Below are 16,558 nucleotides of genomic sequence, written 5' to 3' on the forward strand. Positions count from 1 at the left end.
GACCACGAACTGGGAGGCAGAACATGTGCGGAATCACGGGGTGGGTGTCCTACGGACGCGACCTGCGGAACGAAACCGGGACACTGCGTGCGATGACGGACACGATGAGCCGGAGGGGCCCCGACGACGAGGGCCTGTGGACGGCCGAGCATGCCGCGCTCGGCCACCGACGCCTCGCGATCATCGACATCCCCGGCGGTCACCAACCCATGACGCTGACGCGACCGGACGGCTCCGAGGCCGTCATCGTCTACAGCGGCGAAACCTACAACTTCCGGGAATTGCGTCGGTCGCTCCCCGACACCTTCACCACGAACAGCGACACCGAGGTCGTGCTGCACGCACACGAGGAATGGGGCCAGGGCGCCGTCGAACATCTCAACGGGATGTTCGCGTACGCGCTGTGGGATTCACGCACACAGGAACTTCTCCTCGTTCGTGACCGCCTCGGCGTCAAACCGCTCTACTACCTGGAAACCGAGGACGGCGTCCTGTTCGGGTCCGAACCGAAGGCGATCCTCGCCAATCCCCTCGCATCGAAGAACGTCGGTGTCGACGGCCTCCGCCGGCTGCTCGGCTTCGTGGCCGACCCGTCGAACGCGGTGTTCGACGGCATGAAGGAGGTACCGCCGGGCCACGTCGTCCGCGTATCCGCGCACGGGCTTCGGGAAGTACGGTACTGGGGCCTCGACGACCACGAGCACACCGACGACCTCGACACGACGATCGCCACCGTTCGAGAGTTGTTGGACGACACAGCCTCTCGCCAGTTGATCGCCGACGTACCGCTGTGCACGTTGCTGTCGGGCGGGCTCGACTCGTCGGCGCTGACGGCTCTCGCAGCACAGCAGTTGGCTGCGGCGGACAAGGGAGCGGTGCGATCGTTCGCCGTCGACTTCGTCGGCTACGCAGACAATTTCGTCGCCGACGGACTTCGCGACGCGCCCGACACGCAATTCGTCCGCGATGTCGCCGACCACGTGGCCGCCGATCATCGCGACATCGTCCTCGGCAACGACGACCTGCTCGATCCCGCGCACCGGGCCGCGGTCTTGGCCGCCCGTGACTACCCGGGTCTCGGCGACATGGACACATCGCTCTACCTGCTGTTCCGAGCGGTGCGAGAGCAGTCGACGGTCGCACTCTCGGGTGAGTCCGCCGACGAGGTCTTCGGCGGTTACGCCGACTTCCACGATCCGAAAGTCGTTGCCGCCGATACGTTCCCGTGGCTCGCAGGCGGTATGGCCCAGGGACGCGACACGATGGCTGCGTTCGCGCCCGATGTTCGCGCGCAACTGGACATGGACTCCTACTACGAGGCGCAGTACCGTCGCGCACTCGCCGAGGTGCCCACGCGCACGGGCGATGTGGGCCTGGAGGCGCGGATGCGGCAGATCTCCTACCTGTACCTGACGCGTTTTCTGCCGTTGCTCCTCGAGCGCAAGGATCGAATGAGCATGGCCGTCGGCCTCGAGGTTCGCGTGCCGTTCTGCGATCACCGACTGGTGCAGTACGTGTTCGGGACGCCATGGGCCTTCAAGACGTTCGACGGTCGAGAGAAGAGCCTGTTGCGGGCAGCGACGGCGGATCTATTGCCGCAGTCGGTGGTGCAGCGCGTCAAGAGCCCGTATCCGAGCACGCAGGATCCGCACTACGCGAAGACGATTCTTCAGGAACTCGGTGCGGTGCTGGACGATTCGAACGCACCCGTCAGCGCCCTTCTGGACCGGACGGAGGTCGAGAAGCTCCTCGGGGCGCAGGACGATGTGCATGCCCGTCACGCGGCGGAGCGAGTCGTCGGCATCAATTCCTGGTTGGCCGACCATACGATCAGCCTGTAAGCGGCTCCGCCGCCCGTGCGTGGGAATGTATAGCCGGCAGGAGCGGAGCCCGCAGGAGCGACCAGAAGGCGCTTGTACATTCCCACGCACGGGCAGGTGTCAGGGCCTGCTCAGTGCACTCACGTTCGCGTTGTCGCCGTCGACGGGCTGACCGGCTGCCGTCGCCAGCAGACCCTCCAGAACATGCTTGCCCAGCGCGTTGTCGGCGGGAAGCTTGATCGGGTATTTGCCGGTGAAGCATGCCGTGCACAGACGCGACTCCGGCTGCTCGGATGCCGCGATCATGCCCTCGGTCGAGATGTATCCGAGGGAGTCGGCGCCGATGGCCTGGCGCACGCCTTCGAGAATGCCGTCCTCGGCGTCGACGCCGTTCGCGATCAACTCGGCGGGCGACGCGAAGTCGATGCCGTAGAAGCATGGCCAGCGAACCGGCGGCGACGCGATGCGGACGTGGATCTCGAGTGCCCCCGCTTCTCGCAGCATGCGGATGAGCGCACGCTGGGTGTTGCCGCGAACGATCGAATCGTCCACCACGACAAGCCTTTTGCCTCGAATGACCTCTTTGAGAGGATTCAGTTTGAGGCGAATACCGAGCTGACGGATGGTCTGCGACGGCTGAATGAAGGTGCGTCCGACATACGCGTTCTTCATCAGACCCTGGCCGTACGGGATGCCCGAACCCTGCGCGAAGCCGACCGCAGCAGGTGTACCCGACTCGGGTACCGGGATCACCAGGTCGCCCTCCGCGGGATGTTCCTGTGCCAGGCGACGCCCGATCTCGACGCGCGTCGAGTGGACCGAACGCCCGCCGATGACGCTGTCGGGACGCGCGAGGTAGACGTACTCGAACACGCAGCCCTTGGGCTCGGGGGCTGCGAACCGCGACGAGCGGACACCGTCGGCGTCGATCGCCAGCAGCTCGCCCGGCTCGATGTCGCGCACGAACGCGGCGCCGACGATGTCGAGCGCGGCCGTCTCGCTGGCGACGACCCAACCGCGATCGAGACGTCCGAGCGACAGCGGACGGATTCCGTGCGGATCGCGAGCCGCGTACAGCGTGTGCTCGTCCATGAACGTGAGACAGAACGCGCCCTTCAGCGTGGGCAGCAGTTCCATCGCGGCCTGCTCGATCGTGCGGTCGGCTGCCTTGTGCGCGAGCAGCGCGGTGACGACGTCGGAGTCCGACGTCCCATTGCCCTGCAGTCGATCGCTGATGAGGCCTTCCTCGCGAGCCCGCGAGGCGAGGTCCGCGAAGTTGACGAGGTTGCCGTTGTGGCCGAGCGCGATGCCCGTGCCCGCGGTCGTGGTGCGGAAGATCGGCTGCGCGTTCTCCCAGGTGACCGAGCCACTGGTCGAGTAGCGGCAGTGTCCGACGGCGACATGCCCCGGCATGGCGCCGAGGGTCTGCTCGTCGAAGACCTGGCTGACGAGACCGAGATCCTTGAACACCAGGACCTGGGAACCGTCGGAGACCGCGATGCCCGCAGCTTCCTGGCCGCGGTGCTGCAGCGCATAGAGCCCGTAATACGAGAGCTTGGCCACATCCTCCCCCGGAGCCCAGACTCCGAATACGCCGCACTCTTCTCGCGGCTCGTTCTCGGGTTCGTCGAGGGGCTTGCCTACCAGAAGATTTGGACTGTCGACCGACAAATCGGCAGAGGTCACAGCACTGCTCCCTTGGGGGATGGGGCGGGGGGCCGTGCCCAGTCTACGGGCACGCGAGACATGTCAACGCATCGACGGTCCTGCGCCATTCCCGAACCGAGCACTTTCTCGTCACCCGCTGTCCACCTCGGGGGCGTTCAGGCACGCAGGATCGGCAACCAGTGCCCTACCTCGGACGCCCTACTTCCCGACGCGCTGATCGCCCCGTCGCGGAGTGCGTCGTCGAACGACCGGACTCCCAGCGCGATCTCGAGCCAGGTCCGTGCGTCGGTCTCGACGACGTTGGGCGGCGTCCCCCGCGTGTGCCGCGGGCCGGTGATGCACTGCACCGCGACGAAGGGCGGCACCCGCACCTCGACGCTCGATCCCGGCGCCACCTGGGCCAGCGTCCTCGCGGTGGTGCGGACGGCGTCGGCCAACGCTGCCCGCGGGGGCTTGTCCAGGGACCCGTCGCGCACCCAGTCGGCGACGGCCAGCACGGCGGTGCGGACCTGTTCGGGGGTCACGGTTTTCGTCGGAGCCACGTCGTTCAGCCTAATTCCGTGTCGTAGCGACGCGCGCGCACGGCCGACACCGCTCCCGACGCGTTGATCGCGTAGTGCAGCAACGCCGGCGCGAGCACACTGCCACTACGACGGCGCAGCCACGAGAACAGCACGCCCGCGGCAGAGGTGGCGGCAATGGTTCCGAGAACGGAGTCGCCCGCCGCACGGGCCGGATGAATGTGCCAGAGGCCGAAGAAGATCGGCGACCATCGCGGCGCCACCGCGTCGAACACTCCGCGAAAGATCAACTCCTCGGCGACGACGGTTCCGACGGGGATGCGAAAAAGGATCCACTCGGCGAGGTCGTCGTCCGACGGCCTGACGTTCGCGGCGAGGGCGGGTACCGCCGCGACGACCGCAGCACCGGCGACAGGAACGGCAGCAGCCGCGAGCCCCCATCGCAGTCCCCCGCGCCACGGCCCCAGGGGTGATCGGGTGACGGCAGCCAGCGACACCCCGAACGCTGCGTTCACCACGGCCCGACGGCGGGGCGACAGACCCAGCGCAGGCACGACGACCGTGCTCCAGGCCGTCGTCGCGGCCCCCAGGAGGACGGCCCTCACTTCTCCGGACCGTCGCGGCCGGCGAACTTGTCCATGACTGCGCGGACCTTCTCGGTGTCCTCGGCCGTCCAGCCCTCGGGCGCGGCGACCGATACCCAGCCGTCGAGGACGAGGGTTCCGTAGTTGTGGCCGTGTCCGTCCGGCACGCCTGCCGCATTGGTGAGGTCGGCCGCGACCTGCCAGAACGTGACGATCGGGAACCACCGCATGTCGGGTAGACGGTCCGGCCCCGGCGCTTCGGCGAGCCAGTCCGGGCGTTCGAACAGCAGGTCGGGCGACCACCACACCACCGGATCGGACGCGTGCTGCACGTAGAGGACCCGCGGACTGAGCCACGGTTCCGATTCCGGCGGGATGCCGCTGGAGTTGTCGGCGAACCGCACGACGAGGCCGTCGGCGTAGACCGGGCGCACTTCGGGCGTGCCGGGATCGCGTCGCGTCACGAATTGCGACCACAACCGGTTCGCGTTGGGCGGGCCGACCCACAACACGCCGTCGACGCTGTCGCGGATCTCGGCGAGGCCGTCGAACGCACCTTCGCCCGCCTGCGTGCCGAGGCTCTCGCCGTAGACGTACAGCCGGGGACGCGTCGCCTCGGGCTCTTGAAGCCAGCGCTGGCGAACCTTGTCGATCAAGGCCTTGCCGGCCTCGGCGGCCTTGTCGCGCTCGGCGAGAAACGAGATCCAACTCGGCAGATACGAGTACTGCGCGGCGACGGTAGCGACGTCGCCGGCGAACATGAGCTCCTCGGCTTCGATCGCCGTCGGGTTGACCCAGCCCGTCCCGGTCGTCGGCACGACGACCAGCGCCTGCCGCTGGAACGCGCCGGTCCGTTCGAGCTCGCGGACGACGATGTCGAGACGTTCGTCCTGGGTGTCCGCGGTCTCGAGGCCCGCGTACGCACGAATTGGCTCGAGCGCGGGCCGGCCGAGACCGTCGGAGATCTCGTCCGCGCTCAGTCCGCTGGACACGAAGTTCCGGCCCTCGAAACCGAGGGTGTCCCACGGCGCCAACGACACCGGGCTACCAGACCGTTCCGGCCGCAGGGGCTGGACAGCGCCGTCGCGAGTTTCGTTGTTCTGCAGGCTGAACACGGAATTGGTGACGTCGGACACCGCCCGCAGCAGCACGCCCTGCACGAGCGCGATGACGAGAACCACGACGAGGACGACGCCGATGACGTTGGCGACCTCGCGCGGCATCTTGACGATCTTGTTGACCTGACGCGCCACGAAGCGCACCAGGTCGCGGAGCACGCGCATACCGGAGATGAACAGCGCGGCGACGCCGATGCTCAACGCGCCGGTGCGGAAGTAGCCGGTTGTCGTCGTGCCTTCGGCATCCATCAGTGCGGCGAGCTCACGCTGCCAGCCGGCCGAGAGATACAGCATGTACAGCGAGGCGAGAACCGCGATCGGAACGATCGCGAACTTGACGTACAGCTCGACCTTGCGCGGCAGCGGCCACCAGGACTTGCTGCCCAGGAACCACCGACGTACCGCCCACCCGACGACGACGCCGAAGCCGTAGCCGATGGCGGCGTTGATACCACCGATCAGCCCCTGGAACAGCCAATCGCGCGGCAGCAGCGACGGCGTCAGCGACCAGCAGAAGAACAACGCGCCGAACGCGATTCCGGTGAAGTCGAGTTTCAGCAGCCCCCACAGCCACATGACGAAGGGGTGCTTGTCCGGGGAGGGCACCGACAGTTCGATCGGGAGACGGTAGTGCGAGTGTTCGCGCTCTACCGTGTCGACTGTCCCCTCCGATGCTTCTCCCCCGGACATGGCCTACCCGAAGAGTCTGGGAAGGGTGCCCTCGAAGGTTTCACGGAGTTCGGTCATGGAGACCGAGAACTGACCCTGAACTTCGATGTCGTCCGAGCCTTCGTCGACGACGCCGATGCGTGTCCACGGCAGACCACGGGCGCTGCACATGCCGGTGAAACGAGTCTCCTCGGTGCGCGGCACGGCGACGAGTACGCGGCCGGAGGACTCGGAGAACAGGGTGACGAACGGATCCGCGCCCTCGGGAAGCAGGATGCGGCAACCGGTTTCACCGGCCAACGCGGCTTCGACGACGGTCTGCGCGAGTCCACCCTCGGACAGATCGTGCGCGGCGCTGATCAGGCCGTCGCGCGATCCGGCGAGCAGGATGTCCGCGAGGAGCTGCTCGCGTGCAAGGTCGACCTTCGGCGGCACGCCACCGAGGTGATCGTGCTCGACCTGCGCCCAGATGGAACCGTCGAACTCGTCGTGGGTGTCGCCGAGCAGGATCAGCGTCTCGCCGGGCTCGAGGCCGAGGCCGGTCGGGATCCGGCGGTGGACGTCGTCGATGACGCCGAGAACGCCGACGACCGGGGTCGGGAGGATCGCTTCCGAGCCGGTCTGGTTGTAGAAGCTGACGTTGCCGCCGGTCACCGGGATGCCGAGGGTGGCACAGCCGTCGGCCAGGCCGCGGACGGCCTGCTGGAACTGCCACATGACACCCGGGTCCTCGGGGGATCCGAAGTTGAGGCAGTTGGTGACGGCCTTCGGGGTCGCACCGGTGACGGCGACGTTGCGGAAGGCCTCGGCCAGCGCGAGCTGAGCACCCTGGTAGGGATCGAGCGCGGTGTAGCGGCCCGACGCATCGGTGGCCAGCGCGATGCCGCGGCCGGACTTCTCGTCGATGCGAATCACACCGGCGTCAGCGTTCTCGGCGAGGACGGTATTCCCGCGGACGTAGCGGTCGTACTGCTCGGTGATGAACTTGCGGCTGCACAGCTGCGGCGAACCGATCATCTTCAGCAGCGTGGCCTTCAACTCGTCCGGCGTCCGCGGACGGGTCAGCGATGCAGTCGAATTCGCGACGAGTGCGTCCTGGGTGTCGGGACGCTGCACCGGGCGGGTGTAGACCGGGCCCTCGTGCGCAACGGTCTTCGGCGGAACGTCGACGACGGTCTCACCGTGCCACGTGATTTCGAGGTGATCGCCGTCGGTGACCTCACCGATGACCGTCGCGAGCACGTCCCACTTCGTGCAGACGGCCATGAACGCGTCGACGTTCTCAGGCGTGACGACGGCGCACATGCGCTCCTGCGACTCGCTCGACAGCACCTCTGCCGGAGTCATTCCGGTGGCGCGCATCGGAACCTGCTCGAGCGCGATGTGCATGCCGCCACTACCCGCGGACGCGAGTTCGGAAGTGGCACAGGACAATCCGGCACCGCCGAGGTCCTGGATACCGACGACGAGCTTGTTCGCGTACAGCTCCAGGCAGGCCTCGATGAGGACCTTCTCGGTGAACGGGTCGCCGACCTGGACTGCAGGAAGCTTCTTCCGCGTAGTTCCCTTCTCGCCGTCGGCTGCGACATCGCCGTCGAACGTCTCCGACGCGAGGACGGACACGCCGCCGATACCGTCGAGGCCGGTGCGCGCACCGAACAGGATGATCTTGTTGCCGACACCCGACGCGAACGCGAGGTGCATGTCCTCGACGCGCATGACGCCTGCGCACAGCGCGTTGAGCAGCGGGTTGCCGGCGTAGGACGCGTCGAACACCGTCTCGCCGCCCACGTTGGGGAGACCGAGTGAGTTGCCGTAGCCGCCGACGCCGGAAACGATGCCGGACAGCACGCGGCGCGTGTCGGGCGCATCTGCAGCACCGAAACGCAGCTGATCCATGACGGCGATGGGACGTGCGCCCATGGCCATGATGTCGCGGACGATGCCGCCGACGCCCGTCGCGGCACCCTGGTAGGGCTCGACGTACGACGGGTGATTGTGGCTCTCGACCTTGAACGTGACGGCCCAGCCGTCACCGACGTCGACGACGCCTGCGTTCTCACCGATACCGGCGAGCATCGACTGGCGCATCTCGTCGGTGGTGGTCTCGCCGAAGTACTTCAGGTGCACCTTGGAGGACTTGTACGAGCAATGCTCGCTCCACATGACGGAGTACATCGCCAGCTCGGCGTCGGTGGGGCGACGGCCGAGAATCTCTTTGATTCGGGCGTACTCGTCGTCCTTGAGTCCGAGTTCCTTGTACGGCTGCGCCACGTCCGGTGTGGCGACTGCGGTTGACACTGTATCGACGGACACGAGGAGTGAGTCCTTCCCTGGAGCGAATTGCCGAGGTCAGTCTATCCGTGCAGGCCGACAGGCTCTAATCAGTGTTCGTCGTTTGTGCGAACATGGCCTGGTGCATGACGAATTGGTCACTTCTGCCGGCTCCGCTCCCATCCCCCTGACCGAGAACGATCTGGACTTTCCGGGCGTCATCACGCCTCAGATGGTGGTCAAGGGGGTGGACGTCCCCAAGAAGGCCGTCGTCTGCTTCTTCGCCGAGGTGATCGAGTCCATAGCAGGTGACGGCAAGGCTCGGGTGCTGTCGATCCTGCGGTCCGAGCACGGCGAACACCCGGTCTACGAGATCGAACGCGCAGGTGAGCGTCTCGCGGTGTTCCATCCGGGCGTCGGTGCGCCGCTTGCCGCCCTCTTTCTGGAAGAAGCGATCGCACTCGGGTGCGAGGAGTTCGTCGCCGTCGGCGGTGCGGGCGCGCTGACCGATCAGCTCGGGATGGGCCACGTCATGGTCGTCGACAGCGCCGTACGCGACGAGGGCACGTCCTTCCACTACCTCCCGCCGGGTCGCGTAGTCGATGCGGACCCCGACGGCGTCGCGCTGCTGCAGCAAGTGCTGACCGAGGCGGGCATCGACCACGTCACCGGTCGGTCGTGGACCACCGACGCGCTGTACCGGGAAACGCGCAGCCGGGTGTCGCGACGCGTCGACGAGGGGTGTCTGACGGTCGACATGGAGGCGTCGGCGTTCTGTGCCGTCGCGAAGTATCGCGGCGTGCGCTTCGCGCAGTTGCTGTATGCCGGTGACTCGCTGGCCGCCGACTGGGAGCACCGCGGCTGGACCAAAGCGGGCACCGTCCGCGAGCAGTTGTTCTGGCTCGCAGCCGATGCCTGCGTGCGCTTCTGATTCCGCCGGCACGTCGCTTGTGGAGCTAGCACCCTTTCTGCCGAGTAAACCCCCTTCTTGCGGAGCTAGCCCCCGAATCCGCGGCTGATGTGGGGTGTCGGCAGTGCAAGAAGGGTGTCAGCTCCCCCGGAATTGCTATGCCGCAGGCGCCAAAAACGCCGCCAGTGCATCGGCGTACGCCGTGATGTCCGACGCGCCCATGAGCTCACGTGAGCTGTGCATCGCGAGCTGCGCAGCGCCGACGTCGACGGTCGACAGACCGGTGCGCGACGCGGTGATCGGCCCGATCGTCGAGCCGCACGGCAGGTCGGCCCGGTGGACGTACCGCTGCAGTGGCACGCCCGCCTGATCGCACGCCAGCGCGAACGCGCCTGCACCCGCGGAATCCGTTGCGTACCTTAGGTTTTGATTGACCTTCAGTACCGGTCCGCCGCCGAGTTCGATGCGGTGCGCCGGCTCGTGACGGTCGGGATAGTTGGGGTGCGTCGCGTGCGCCATGTCGCCCGACGCGCAGATCGAGCCCGCCATCGTGCGCAGGAACTCCTCACGCCCGCCGCCGCGTCCGAGCACGATCCGTTCGAGCACCGTGTTCAGCAGATCCGAGAACGCACCGCGGTCGGACATGCTGCCGACCTCCTCGTGGTCGAACAGTGCAAGCACCGGCGTGACGTCCGTCGGCGCGGCGACCGCTGCGATCAGCGCCTGCGTCCCGGCGTAACAGGTGCCCTGATTGTCGAGCCGGGGCGCGCTGACCAGCTCGGATCCGACGCCGACGATCGCGCTCGGGGCCAGATCGTGCGTCATCAGCTCCCACCCGAGAACGTCGGTCGGTTCGACGCCTTCCAGTGCGGCCACGTAGTCCACGAACGAGCGAGGTGAATTCCCGACTCCCCATATGGCGTTGACGTGTCGCTGCGGGTCGAGCGTGACGCCTTTGCGGTCCTCGGACAGGTGAATGGCCAGCTGCGGCACACGCAGAATCGGCTCGTCGACCTTGACGAGTACTTCACGCAGACTGCTGCCGTCGCGCACGCTGAGTCGACCGGAGATTCCGAGATCCCGATCGAGCCACGAGTTCAGCCAGGCGCCCCCGTACGGTTCGAGCCCGACCATCTGCCAGCCCGCCGACTCGAGGTCCGGGTTCTGCTTCACGCGCAGGTTGGGGCTGTCGGTGTGTCCGCCGACGATCCTGAACGGGCCATCGGCGTGAGTACTCCAGGCCACGAGAGACCCACCGCGGATCAGGTAGTACTTCCCCGGTTCCGTCGGCCACGCCTCGGTCTCCTCGACACGGACGAATCCGACCTCCTCGAGCTGTACCGACACCGTTCGGCACACATGGAAAGGCGACGGAGAGACGTCGACGAAATTGCACAGACCGGCAGCAGTGGCGTTGGAGGACATGGGAACCATTGTGTCAGCCACTGCGTCGAACAGAACAAGACCACATCGACCGTCGGGGGATTATATGAATTACCTTGCGCAACAACCGTTTACCGCAACATCTGTCGCGATCATCCGAATGAAGGTGATCGCCGCGTGCAAGAGCCGCGGGGTCGAAGTGACGACGATCGACGGGATGACGTTGAGGATGGAGTCGGGATTCACGATGGGACTGCACAACCTGGTGCAGCGGTGCAGCGTCAACGATCCCCGACATTGGGACGACATGATCGAGTTCCACGTGACGACGACGCTCGAATCGCAACGCCTTTCGGACCCCGAATACCTTCTCGGCATGCCCGACGACGAGTTCTACATGCGGCTTCGTGAACGAGTGGTTCCGCCCGAGATCTTGTCGATCGTGAACGAGTACTCGTACTCCAGCCCGTTGGTCGACGCGCCCGGTTCGCCACGGCGGGTACTCAACCTGTCGTTTCCGAACTTGGCCCTGAACGTGGCCGACCGGTTTCTCGCCAACCGAGATCTGTCCGCTGCGTGGGCATTCGGCCGCGAGAACACTGCGGCCGTGAAGTTCGAGACGCACGAGAGCATGCTGAAGGACGACGTCGCCGTCGAGGTTCGGCGTGGCGATTCGATCTACCTGGCGTCCAAGGTGGCGAACATGCCGCGCTTCCTCGCCGACGAACTGGGTGACGCCCCGTTCGGCGTGCTGTTCGCCGTACCGAGCGCATACGAAATCGATTGCCACCGCCTACGCTCGCACGACGAAGCGCTACGCGCGGCGGACCTGCTGCTCGAGCTCGCGGTCATGCTGTCGACCGACACCCCCAGCCAGCTCTCGAGCGAGGTGTTCTTCTGGCGCGACGCCGAGTACTGCCAGGTGTCCCGCAACGGCGTCGTCGAGCCGACAGGGCGTTTCGCCGACACGCTGCGCGAACTTGCCGACGGCTAGTGCGTTCCGGCCACCGACACCATGTGGGTCAGGCGTTGACGACCGCGTCGAGAGCCGAGTAGAAGATGCCGAGGCCGTCGTCGCTCGGGCCCGTCAGGGGCTCGGTGGCGTGCTCGGGGTGCGGCATGAGTCCGACGACGCGGCCGTTGGGCGAGCAGATGCCCGCGATCTCGCGCTGCGAACCGTTCGGGTTGGATCCGCTGTAGCGGAACACGACTCGGCCTTCGCCCTCGAGCTCGTCGAGGACGTTCTGCGGCGCCTGGTAGCGGCCCTCGGCGTTCTTGACCGGGATCAGGATCTCGGCGCCTACGTCGTAGCGCGACGACCACGCGGTGTCGGTGTTCTCCACCTTCAGCCACTGGTCGCGGCACACGAAGTGCAACGCTTCGTTGCGGGTGAGCGCGCCGGGAAGGAGGCCGACCTCGCATAGGACCTGAAAACCGTTGCAGATGCCGAGCACGGGCATACCGCCCTGAGCTGCGGTGACGACCGATTCCATGACGGGCGCGAATCGGGCTATGGCACCCGCGCGCAGGTAGTCACCGTAAGAGAAGCCGCCGGGCACGACGATGGCGTCGACACCCTTGAGATCGGCGTCGGCATGCCACAGGCTGACGGGCTCACCGCCGGCGAGGGAGACGGCGCGCGATGCGTCGACGTCGTCGAGGGTTCCGGGGAACGTGATTACACCGATGCGAGCGCTCATGCGAGACGGGTGACCTTCCAGTCCTCGATCACCGTGTTCGCGAGAAGCGACTCGGCGATCTTCTCGAGCTCGGCGTCGTCGACGCTGTCGTCGACCTCGAGCTCGAAACGCTTGCCCTGACGCACGTCGGACACTCCGGCGACGCCCAGCCGACCCAGCGCACCCGCGATGGCCTGACCTTGCGGATCGAGAATTTCGGCCTTGGGCATGACATCGACAACTACTCGGGCCACGAGGAAGCTCCTAGGAAAAGATGTTTACCGGCGGAAGAGAGTTTACGCAGGCCCTGCGACAGTCGCGAAACTGCGCATATGTTGAGTACATGCGACTGACACACTTCGGACATTCCTGTGTACTCGTCGAACTGAACGGCACGACCGTGCTCTTCGACCCCGGCAACTTCTCGCACGGGTTCGAGGGCATCACGGGTCTCGACGCCATCCTCGTCACCCACCAGCATCCGGACCACGTCGATCTCGAGCGGCTTCCTGCTCTGCTGCAAGACAATCCGGGTGCCGCGCTGTACGCCGATCCGATGACGACGTCTCAGCTCGGTGAGCGCTGGACGGCCGCGCACGCGGGCGACGTCTTCTCGATCGGCGGCATCCAGGTCACCGGCGTCGGCGGCACGCACGCGGTGATTCATCCCGAGCTTCCCGTGATCGACAACACGGGCTATCTCCTCGGCACACCCGAGAATCCCGGTCAGCTTCTGCATCCGGGCGACTCGTTGTTCGTGCCGGAACAGAAGGTCGACGTGCTGGCACTCCCGACGGCGGCGCCATGGTCGAAGCTGTCGGAGAACGTCGAGTTCCTGCGTGCGGTCGCGCCGCGGGCGGCATTCCCGATCCATCAGGCGGTCGTGGCCGAGCAGGCACGCGGCATCTACTACGGACGGTTCACGGACATGGCCGACGACGCCACCGAGTTCCGAACGTTCGACGCCGAAACCAGCGTCGAGATCTAGCCCACGTGCGCGCGAATGTATAGCCCTCTATACATTCGCGCGCACGGGGCCGTCAGGCCGCCCGGCGAATCCGGCGCACGTGCTCGTACACGGCAGGCTCGGCGCCGCTGTACAACGCGAGATCGACGGCGTCGAGCATCGCCTGATGCGGCCCACTACGGCCCAATTGCTTTGCGCTGACCGACAACCGGATCAGGCCGTCACGTCGCGCGGTGCGGCCGGCCCCGATGACGAGGGCGCGGCACCACCACGGTTCGGTCTTGAACCCCTCACCGATGCCGAGAACGCGCCCGCGCTGCACGGCCCCGGTCTCGAGGTCGTGGATTGCGCTGACACCGGCGATCATGCGGAACCCGGCGTCGGGCAACGCGGCCACAGCTCCGGGCGACGCGATCCACCGCGGCGCAGCGAAAACGCGCGTGCGCAGTCCGATCTCCTCCATCACGCGATCGGCGGCCATCAGGCGCAACCGCGCCTCGTGACGAGGCAGCGCCGCGAACTCCGCTCGCCGACGCTTCGTCGCAGCCTGGTCGTAGCCGTGCAGCACGATGGCATCACCCCGGTCGCGACGGCTACGCAGCCAGTCCTGCGTCTGCTCGTCCTGCGTCAGACGGTATTTGTCCTTCAGTCGTGGTGCGACGAGGAGTGACATCGCGACGCCGCGCTTGTCGAGTTCCTGCGCGAACTCGACGACGTTCTCGCAGGTGTCGTCCCTGATTCCGCTCACCGACACGATCAGTCGTCCAGACATGGCTCGAGCCTCGCACACCAGGGTGAACGAGGCTCGACAGTCGCGTGGCGACAGGCTAAACGGCGATGGTTTCCTTCGGCAGGATCTTGTCGATCGCGGCCAGGACCTCGGGCGCATCGGGTTCGGTGCGAGGACGGAAACGGTTGGTGACGACGCCGTCGGGCGAGATCAGGAACTTCTCGAAGTTCCACTGGATGTCGCCCGCTTCACCGTCGGCGTCGGCGGTCTTGGTGAGCTCGGCGTACAGCGGGTGCCGGTTCTCGCCGTTGACCTCGATCTTCTCCATCATCGGGAAGGTGACGCCATAGGTGGTGGAGCAGAAACTTTCGATCTCCTCGGCAGTGCCGGGCTCCTGGCCGCCGAACTGGTTGCACGGCACGCCGATGACCGTGAGTCCCTTCGACGAGTACTCGGAGGCCAGCTTCTCGAGGGTGGAGTACTGGGGGGTCAGGCCGCATTTCGACGCGACGTTGACCACGAGGACTGCTCTTCCTGCATATTCATCGAGCGAGGTGGGCGCTCCGCCCAACGTGTTGATGCCGATGTTCTGGACTTCAGTCATTCCCCGAACCTACCTGTGCGTTACCGCAAAAGGAGAACGACCCCGCTTGTAAGCGAGGTCGTTCTCCTGTTCTTCCGAACCGGGCGCCGGGGGGATTCGGCAGCGCCCGGCAGGTCTCACGCCTTCGCAGGCTCCTTCTCGAGGGACGGACGGTCGTCCTCGGGCAGATGGTCGTCGACCATCGTTGCCTCGTCGAACGGCAGGCCGCCGTCGAGGACGGTCTTGACTCGGGAGGCGTCGACGGTCTTGGTCCAGGTGCCGATGAGCAGGGTCGCGACGGCGTTTCCGGAGAAGTTCGTGACCGCGCGGGCCTCCGACATGAACCGGTCGATGCCGACGATCAGGCCGACGCCGTCGAGCAGCTCGGGACGGTGGCTCTGCAGACCGCCTGCCAGCGTGGCCAGACCGGCACCGGAGACTCCGGCCGCACCCTTCGACGCGATGATCATGAACAGCAGCAGCGAGAACTGCTCCGGGATCGACAGCGGCATGTTCATGGCGTCGGCGATGAAGATCGACGCCATCGTCAGGTAGATGGCCGTGCCGTCGAGGTTGAACGAGTAGCCGGTCGGAACCACGATGCCGACGGTGGTGCGCTCGACGCCGACGTGCTCCATCTTGGCGATCAGACGCGGCAGAGCGGACTCGGACGACGACGTCGCAACGATCAGCAGGTACTCGCGAGCCAGGTACTTGACCAGCTTGAAGATCGAGAAGCCGGAGACGAACCGCAGGATCAGGCCGAGGAAGCCGAACACGAAGATCGCGCAGGTGATGTAGAACGCGAGCATGAGCGTGCCGAGCTGGATGACCGCGTCGAATCCGGTCTTACCGACGACACCCGCGATGGCACCGAAAGCACCGATCGGGGCGACCCACAGGATCATCGTCAGGACACGGAAGACCAGCTTCTGCACCGCGCCGATGCCCTTGAGGATGCCTTCGCCCGACTTGCCCATGGCCTGCAGCGCGAAGCCGACGAGGATGGCGACGAACAGGGTCTGCAGCACACTGCCCGACGTCAGCGACGACAGCAGCGTCTCCGGAATGATGCCTGCGATGAAGTCCATCGTGCCGCCGGCCTCGTGCGCGGCATTCGCGTACTGGTCGCCGGAACCGCTGGCGGGGATGTCGAGGCCGGTACCCGGCTGAATCAGGTTCCCGACGACCATGCCGACCGCGAGGGCGATCGTGGACATCGCGATGAAGTAACCGAGGGCGAGGCCACCGACCTTGCCGACGCTGGCCGCGGCACGCACCGATCCGATGCCGAGGACGATCGTGCAGAAGATGACCGGGCTGATCATCATCTTGATCAAGCTGACGAACAGAGTTCCGAGAACTGCGAGCTCGACCGCGAAGTCCTTCGCCGTCAGACCGACGATGACGCCGCCGACGACGGCGATGATCACCGCGATGTAGAGCCAATGCGTCTTGTCGCGCTTCTTCTTGGGTTCGGGAACCGGGTTGCGGCTTCCGTCAGCATCGATGCTGGTAGTCATGGGTATGTCCTTTGTGACTAATGGAGTGAGTTGGATCACGCCTTGCTAGAGGACGATGGTGGTAGATGCCGTGACCGATGTCACGAATACGTTCATTCTGTTCACAGGTTCGAGTTACGAAAGAAGGCA

At 66.2% G+C, this 16,558-nt stretch carries 15 protein-coding genes; 4 read left to right on the top strand and 11 right to left on the bottom strand.

Translation table 11 applies throughout. The features are described 5' to 3' along the window. The first annotated feature begins 23 nt into the window (after window positions 1-23). On the top strand, window positions 24-1,841 hold the full coding sequence (gene asnB / locus DK926_RS16440) for an asparagine synthase (glutamine-hydrolyzing) (RefSeq protein ID WP_114331306.1): 1,818 nt from the start codon (window positions 24-26) through the stop codon (window positions 1,839-1,841). Between the two features lie 99 nt (window positions 1,842-1,940). Here the strand turns inward: asnB and purF are convergent, their stop codons facing one another. The 5 genes from purF to purL all read right to left on the bottom strand — a co-directional run bounded on the left by purF (window position 1,941) and on the right by purL (window position 8,696). Next, window positions 1,941-3,506 (bottom strand): amidophosphoribosyltransferase, encoded by a 1,566-nt coding sequence (gene purF, locus DK926_RS16445; protein ID WP_068424917.1) that lies wholly within the window; start codon window positions 3,504-3,506, stop codon window positions 1,941-1,943. 137 nt (window positions 3,507-3,643) lie between these two features. After that, entirely contained in the window at window positions 3,644-4,030 is a 387-nt protein-coding gene (locus DK926_RS16450; protein ID WP_068424920.1) for a sterol carrier family protein, read from the bottom strand. A 5-nt stretch (window positions 4,031-4,035) separates the two neighbouring features. After that, on the bottom strand, window positions 4,036-4,614 hold the full coding sequence (locus DK926_RS16455) for a CPBP family intramembrane glutamic endopeptidase (RefSeq protein ID WP_114331307.1): 579 nt from the start codon (window positions 4,612-4,614) through the stop codon (window positions 4,036-4,038). After that, window positions 4,611-6,401, bottom strand: a complete 1,791-nt coding sequence (locus tag DK926_RS16460) for an alpha/beta hydrolase (protein WP_114331308.1) — start codon at window positions 6,399-6,401, stop codon at window positions 4,611-4,613. Before DK926_RS16460 ends, DK926_RS16455 begins: the two co-directional genes overlap by 4 nt. Before the next feature lie 3 nt (window positions 6,402-6,404). Further along, a complete protein-coding gene (gene purL, locus DK926_RS16465; RefSeq protein WP_114331309.1) occupies window positions 6,405-8,696 on the bottom strand; it encodes a phosphoribosylformylglycinamidine synthase subunit PurL in 2,292 nt (763 codons plus the stop codon). Window positions 8,697-8,796: 100 nt separating this feature from the next. Here purL and DK926_RS16470 point away from each other — a divergent pair, with 100 nt between their 5' ends. Next, window positions 8,797-9,585: a nucleoside phosphorylase gene (locus DK926_RS16470; protein ID WP_243636853.1), complete on the top strand. Its 789-nt coding sequence runs from the start codon at window positions 8,797-8,799 to the stop codon at window positions 9,583-9,585. A 135-nt stretch (window positions 9,586-9,720) separates the two neighbouring features. On the opposite strand, the gene DK926_RS16475 is transcribed toward DK926_RS16470, so the two are convergent. Beyond that, entirely contained in the window at window positions 9,721-10,998 is a 1,278-nt protein-coding gene (locus DK926_RS16475; RefSeq protein ID WP_114331310.1) for a M18 family aminopeptidase, read from the bottom strand. 109 nt (window positions 10,999-11,107) lie between these two features. Between DK926_RS16475 and DK926_RS16480 the strand changes: the two genes are divergently transcribed. Further along, a complete protein-coding gene (locus tag DK926_RS16480) occupies window positions 11,108-11,941 on the top strand; it encodes a hypothetical protein (protein ID WP_207890848.1) in 834 nt (277 codons plus the stop codon). Window positions 11,942-11,969: 28 nt separating this feature from the next. Here DK926_RS16480 and purQ read toward each other — a convergent pair whose 3' ends face one another. Both purQ and purS read right to left on the bottom strand, forming a co-directional pair. After that, entirely contained in the window at window positions 11,970-12,647 is a 678-nt protein-coding gene (gene purQ / locus DK926_RS16485; RefSeq protein WP_068424940.1) for a phosphoribosylformylglycinamidine synthase subunit PurQ, read from the bottom strand. Then, window positions 12,644-12,880, bottom strand: coding sequence for a phosphoribosylformylglycinamidine synthase subunit PurS (gene purS / locus DK926_RS16490; RefSeq protein ID WP_068424943.1), 237 nt, complete (start codon window positions 12,878-12,880; stop codon window positions 12,644-12,646). Before purS ends, purQ begins: the two co-directional genes overlap by 4 nt. Window positions 12,881-12,969: 89 nt before the next feature. Here purS and DK926_RS16495 point away from each other — a divergent pair, with 89 nt between their 5' ends. Then, window positions 12,970-13,614 carry an MBL fold metallo-hydrolase gene (locus tag DK926_RS16495; RefSeq protein WP_068424945.1) on the top strand — a complete coding sequence of 215 codons (645 nt, stop codon included), beginning with the start codon at window positions 12,970-12,972 and terminating at the stop codon, window positions 13,612-13,614. A gap of 52 nt (window positions 13,615-13,666) precedes the next feature. On the opposite strand, the gene DK926_RS16500 is transcribed toward DK926_RS16495, so the two are convergent. The 3 genes from DK926_RS16500 to DK926_RS16510 form a co-directional block, all read right to left on the bottom strand. Continuing rightward, entirely contained in the window at window positions 13,667-14,365 is a 699-nt protein-coding gene (locus tag DK926_RS16500) for a DUF2334 domain-containing protein (protein WP_114331311.1), read from the bottom strand. Between the two features lie 55 nt (window positions 14,366-14,420). After that, window positions 14,421-14,927: a glutathione peroxidase gene (locus DK926_RS16505; RefSeq protein WP_068424957.1), complete on the bottom strand. Its 507-nt coding sequence runs from the start codon at window positions 14,925-14,927 to the stop codon at window positions 14,421-14,423. A 116-nt stretch (window positions 14,928-15,043) separates the two neighbouring features. After that, window positions 15,044-16,429: a cation:dicarboxylase symporter family transporter gene (locus DK926_RS16510; protein ID WP_114331312.1), complete on the bottom strand. Its 1,386-nt coding sequence runs from the start codon at window positions 16,427-16,429 to the stop codon at window positions 15,044-15,046. Between the last annotated feature and the right edge of the window lie 129 nt (window positions 16,430-16,558).

Origin of the sequence: Rhodococcus sp. Eu-32, assembly GCF_003336925.1 — a bacterium.
Lineage (GTDB): Bacteria > Actinomycetota > Actinomycetes > Mycobacteriales > Mycobacteriaceae > Rhodococcoides > Rhodococcoides kyotonensis_B.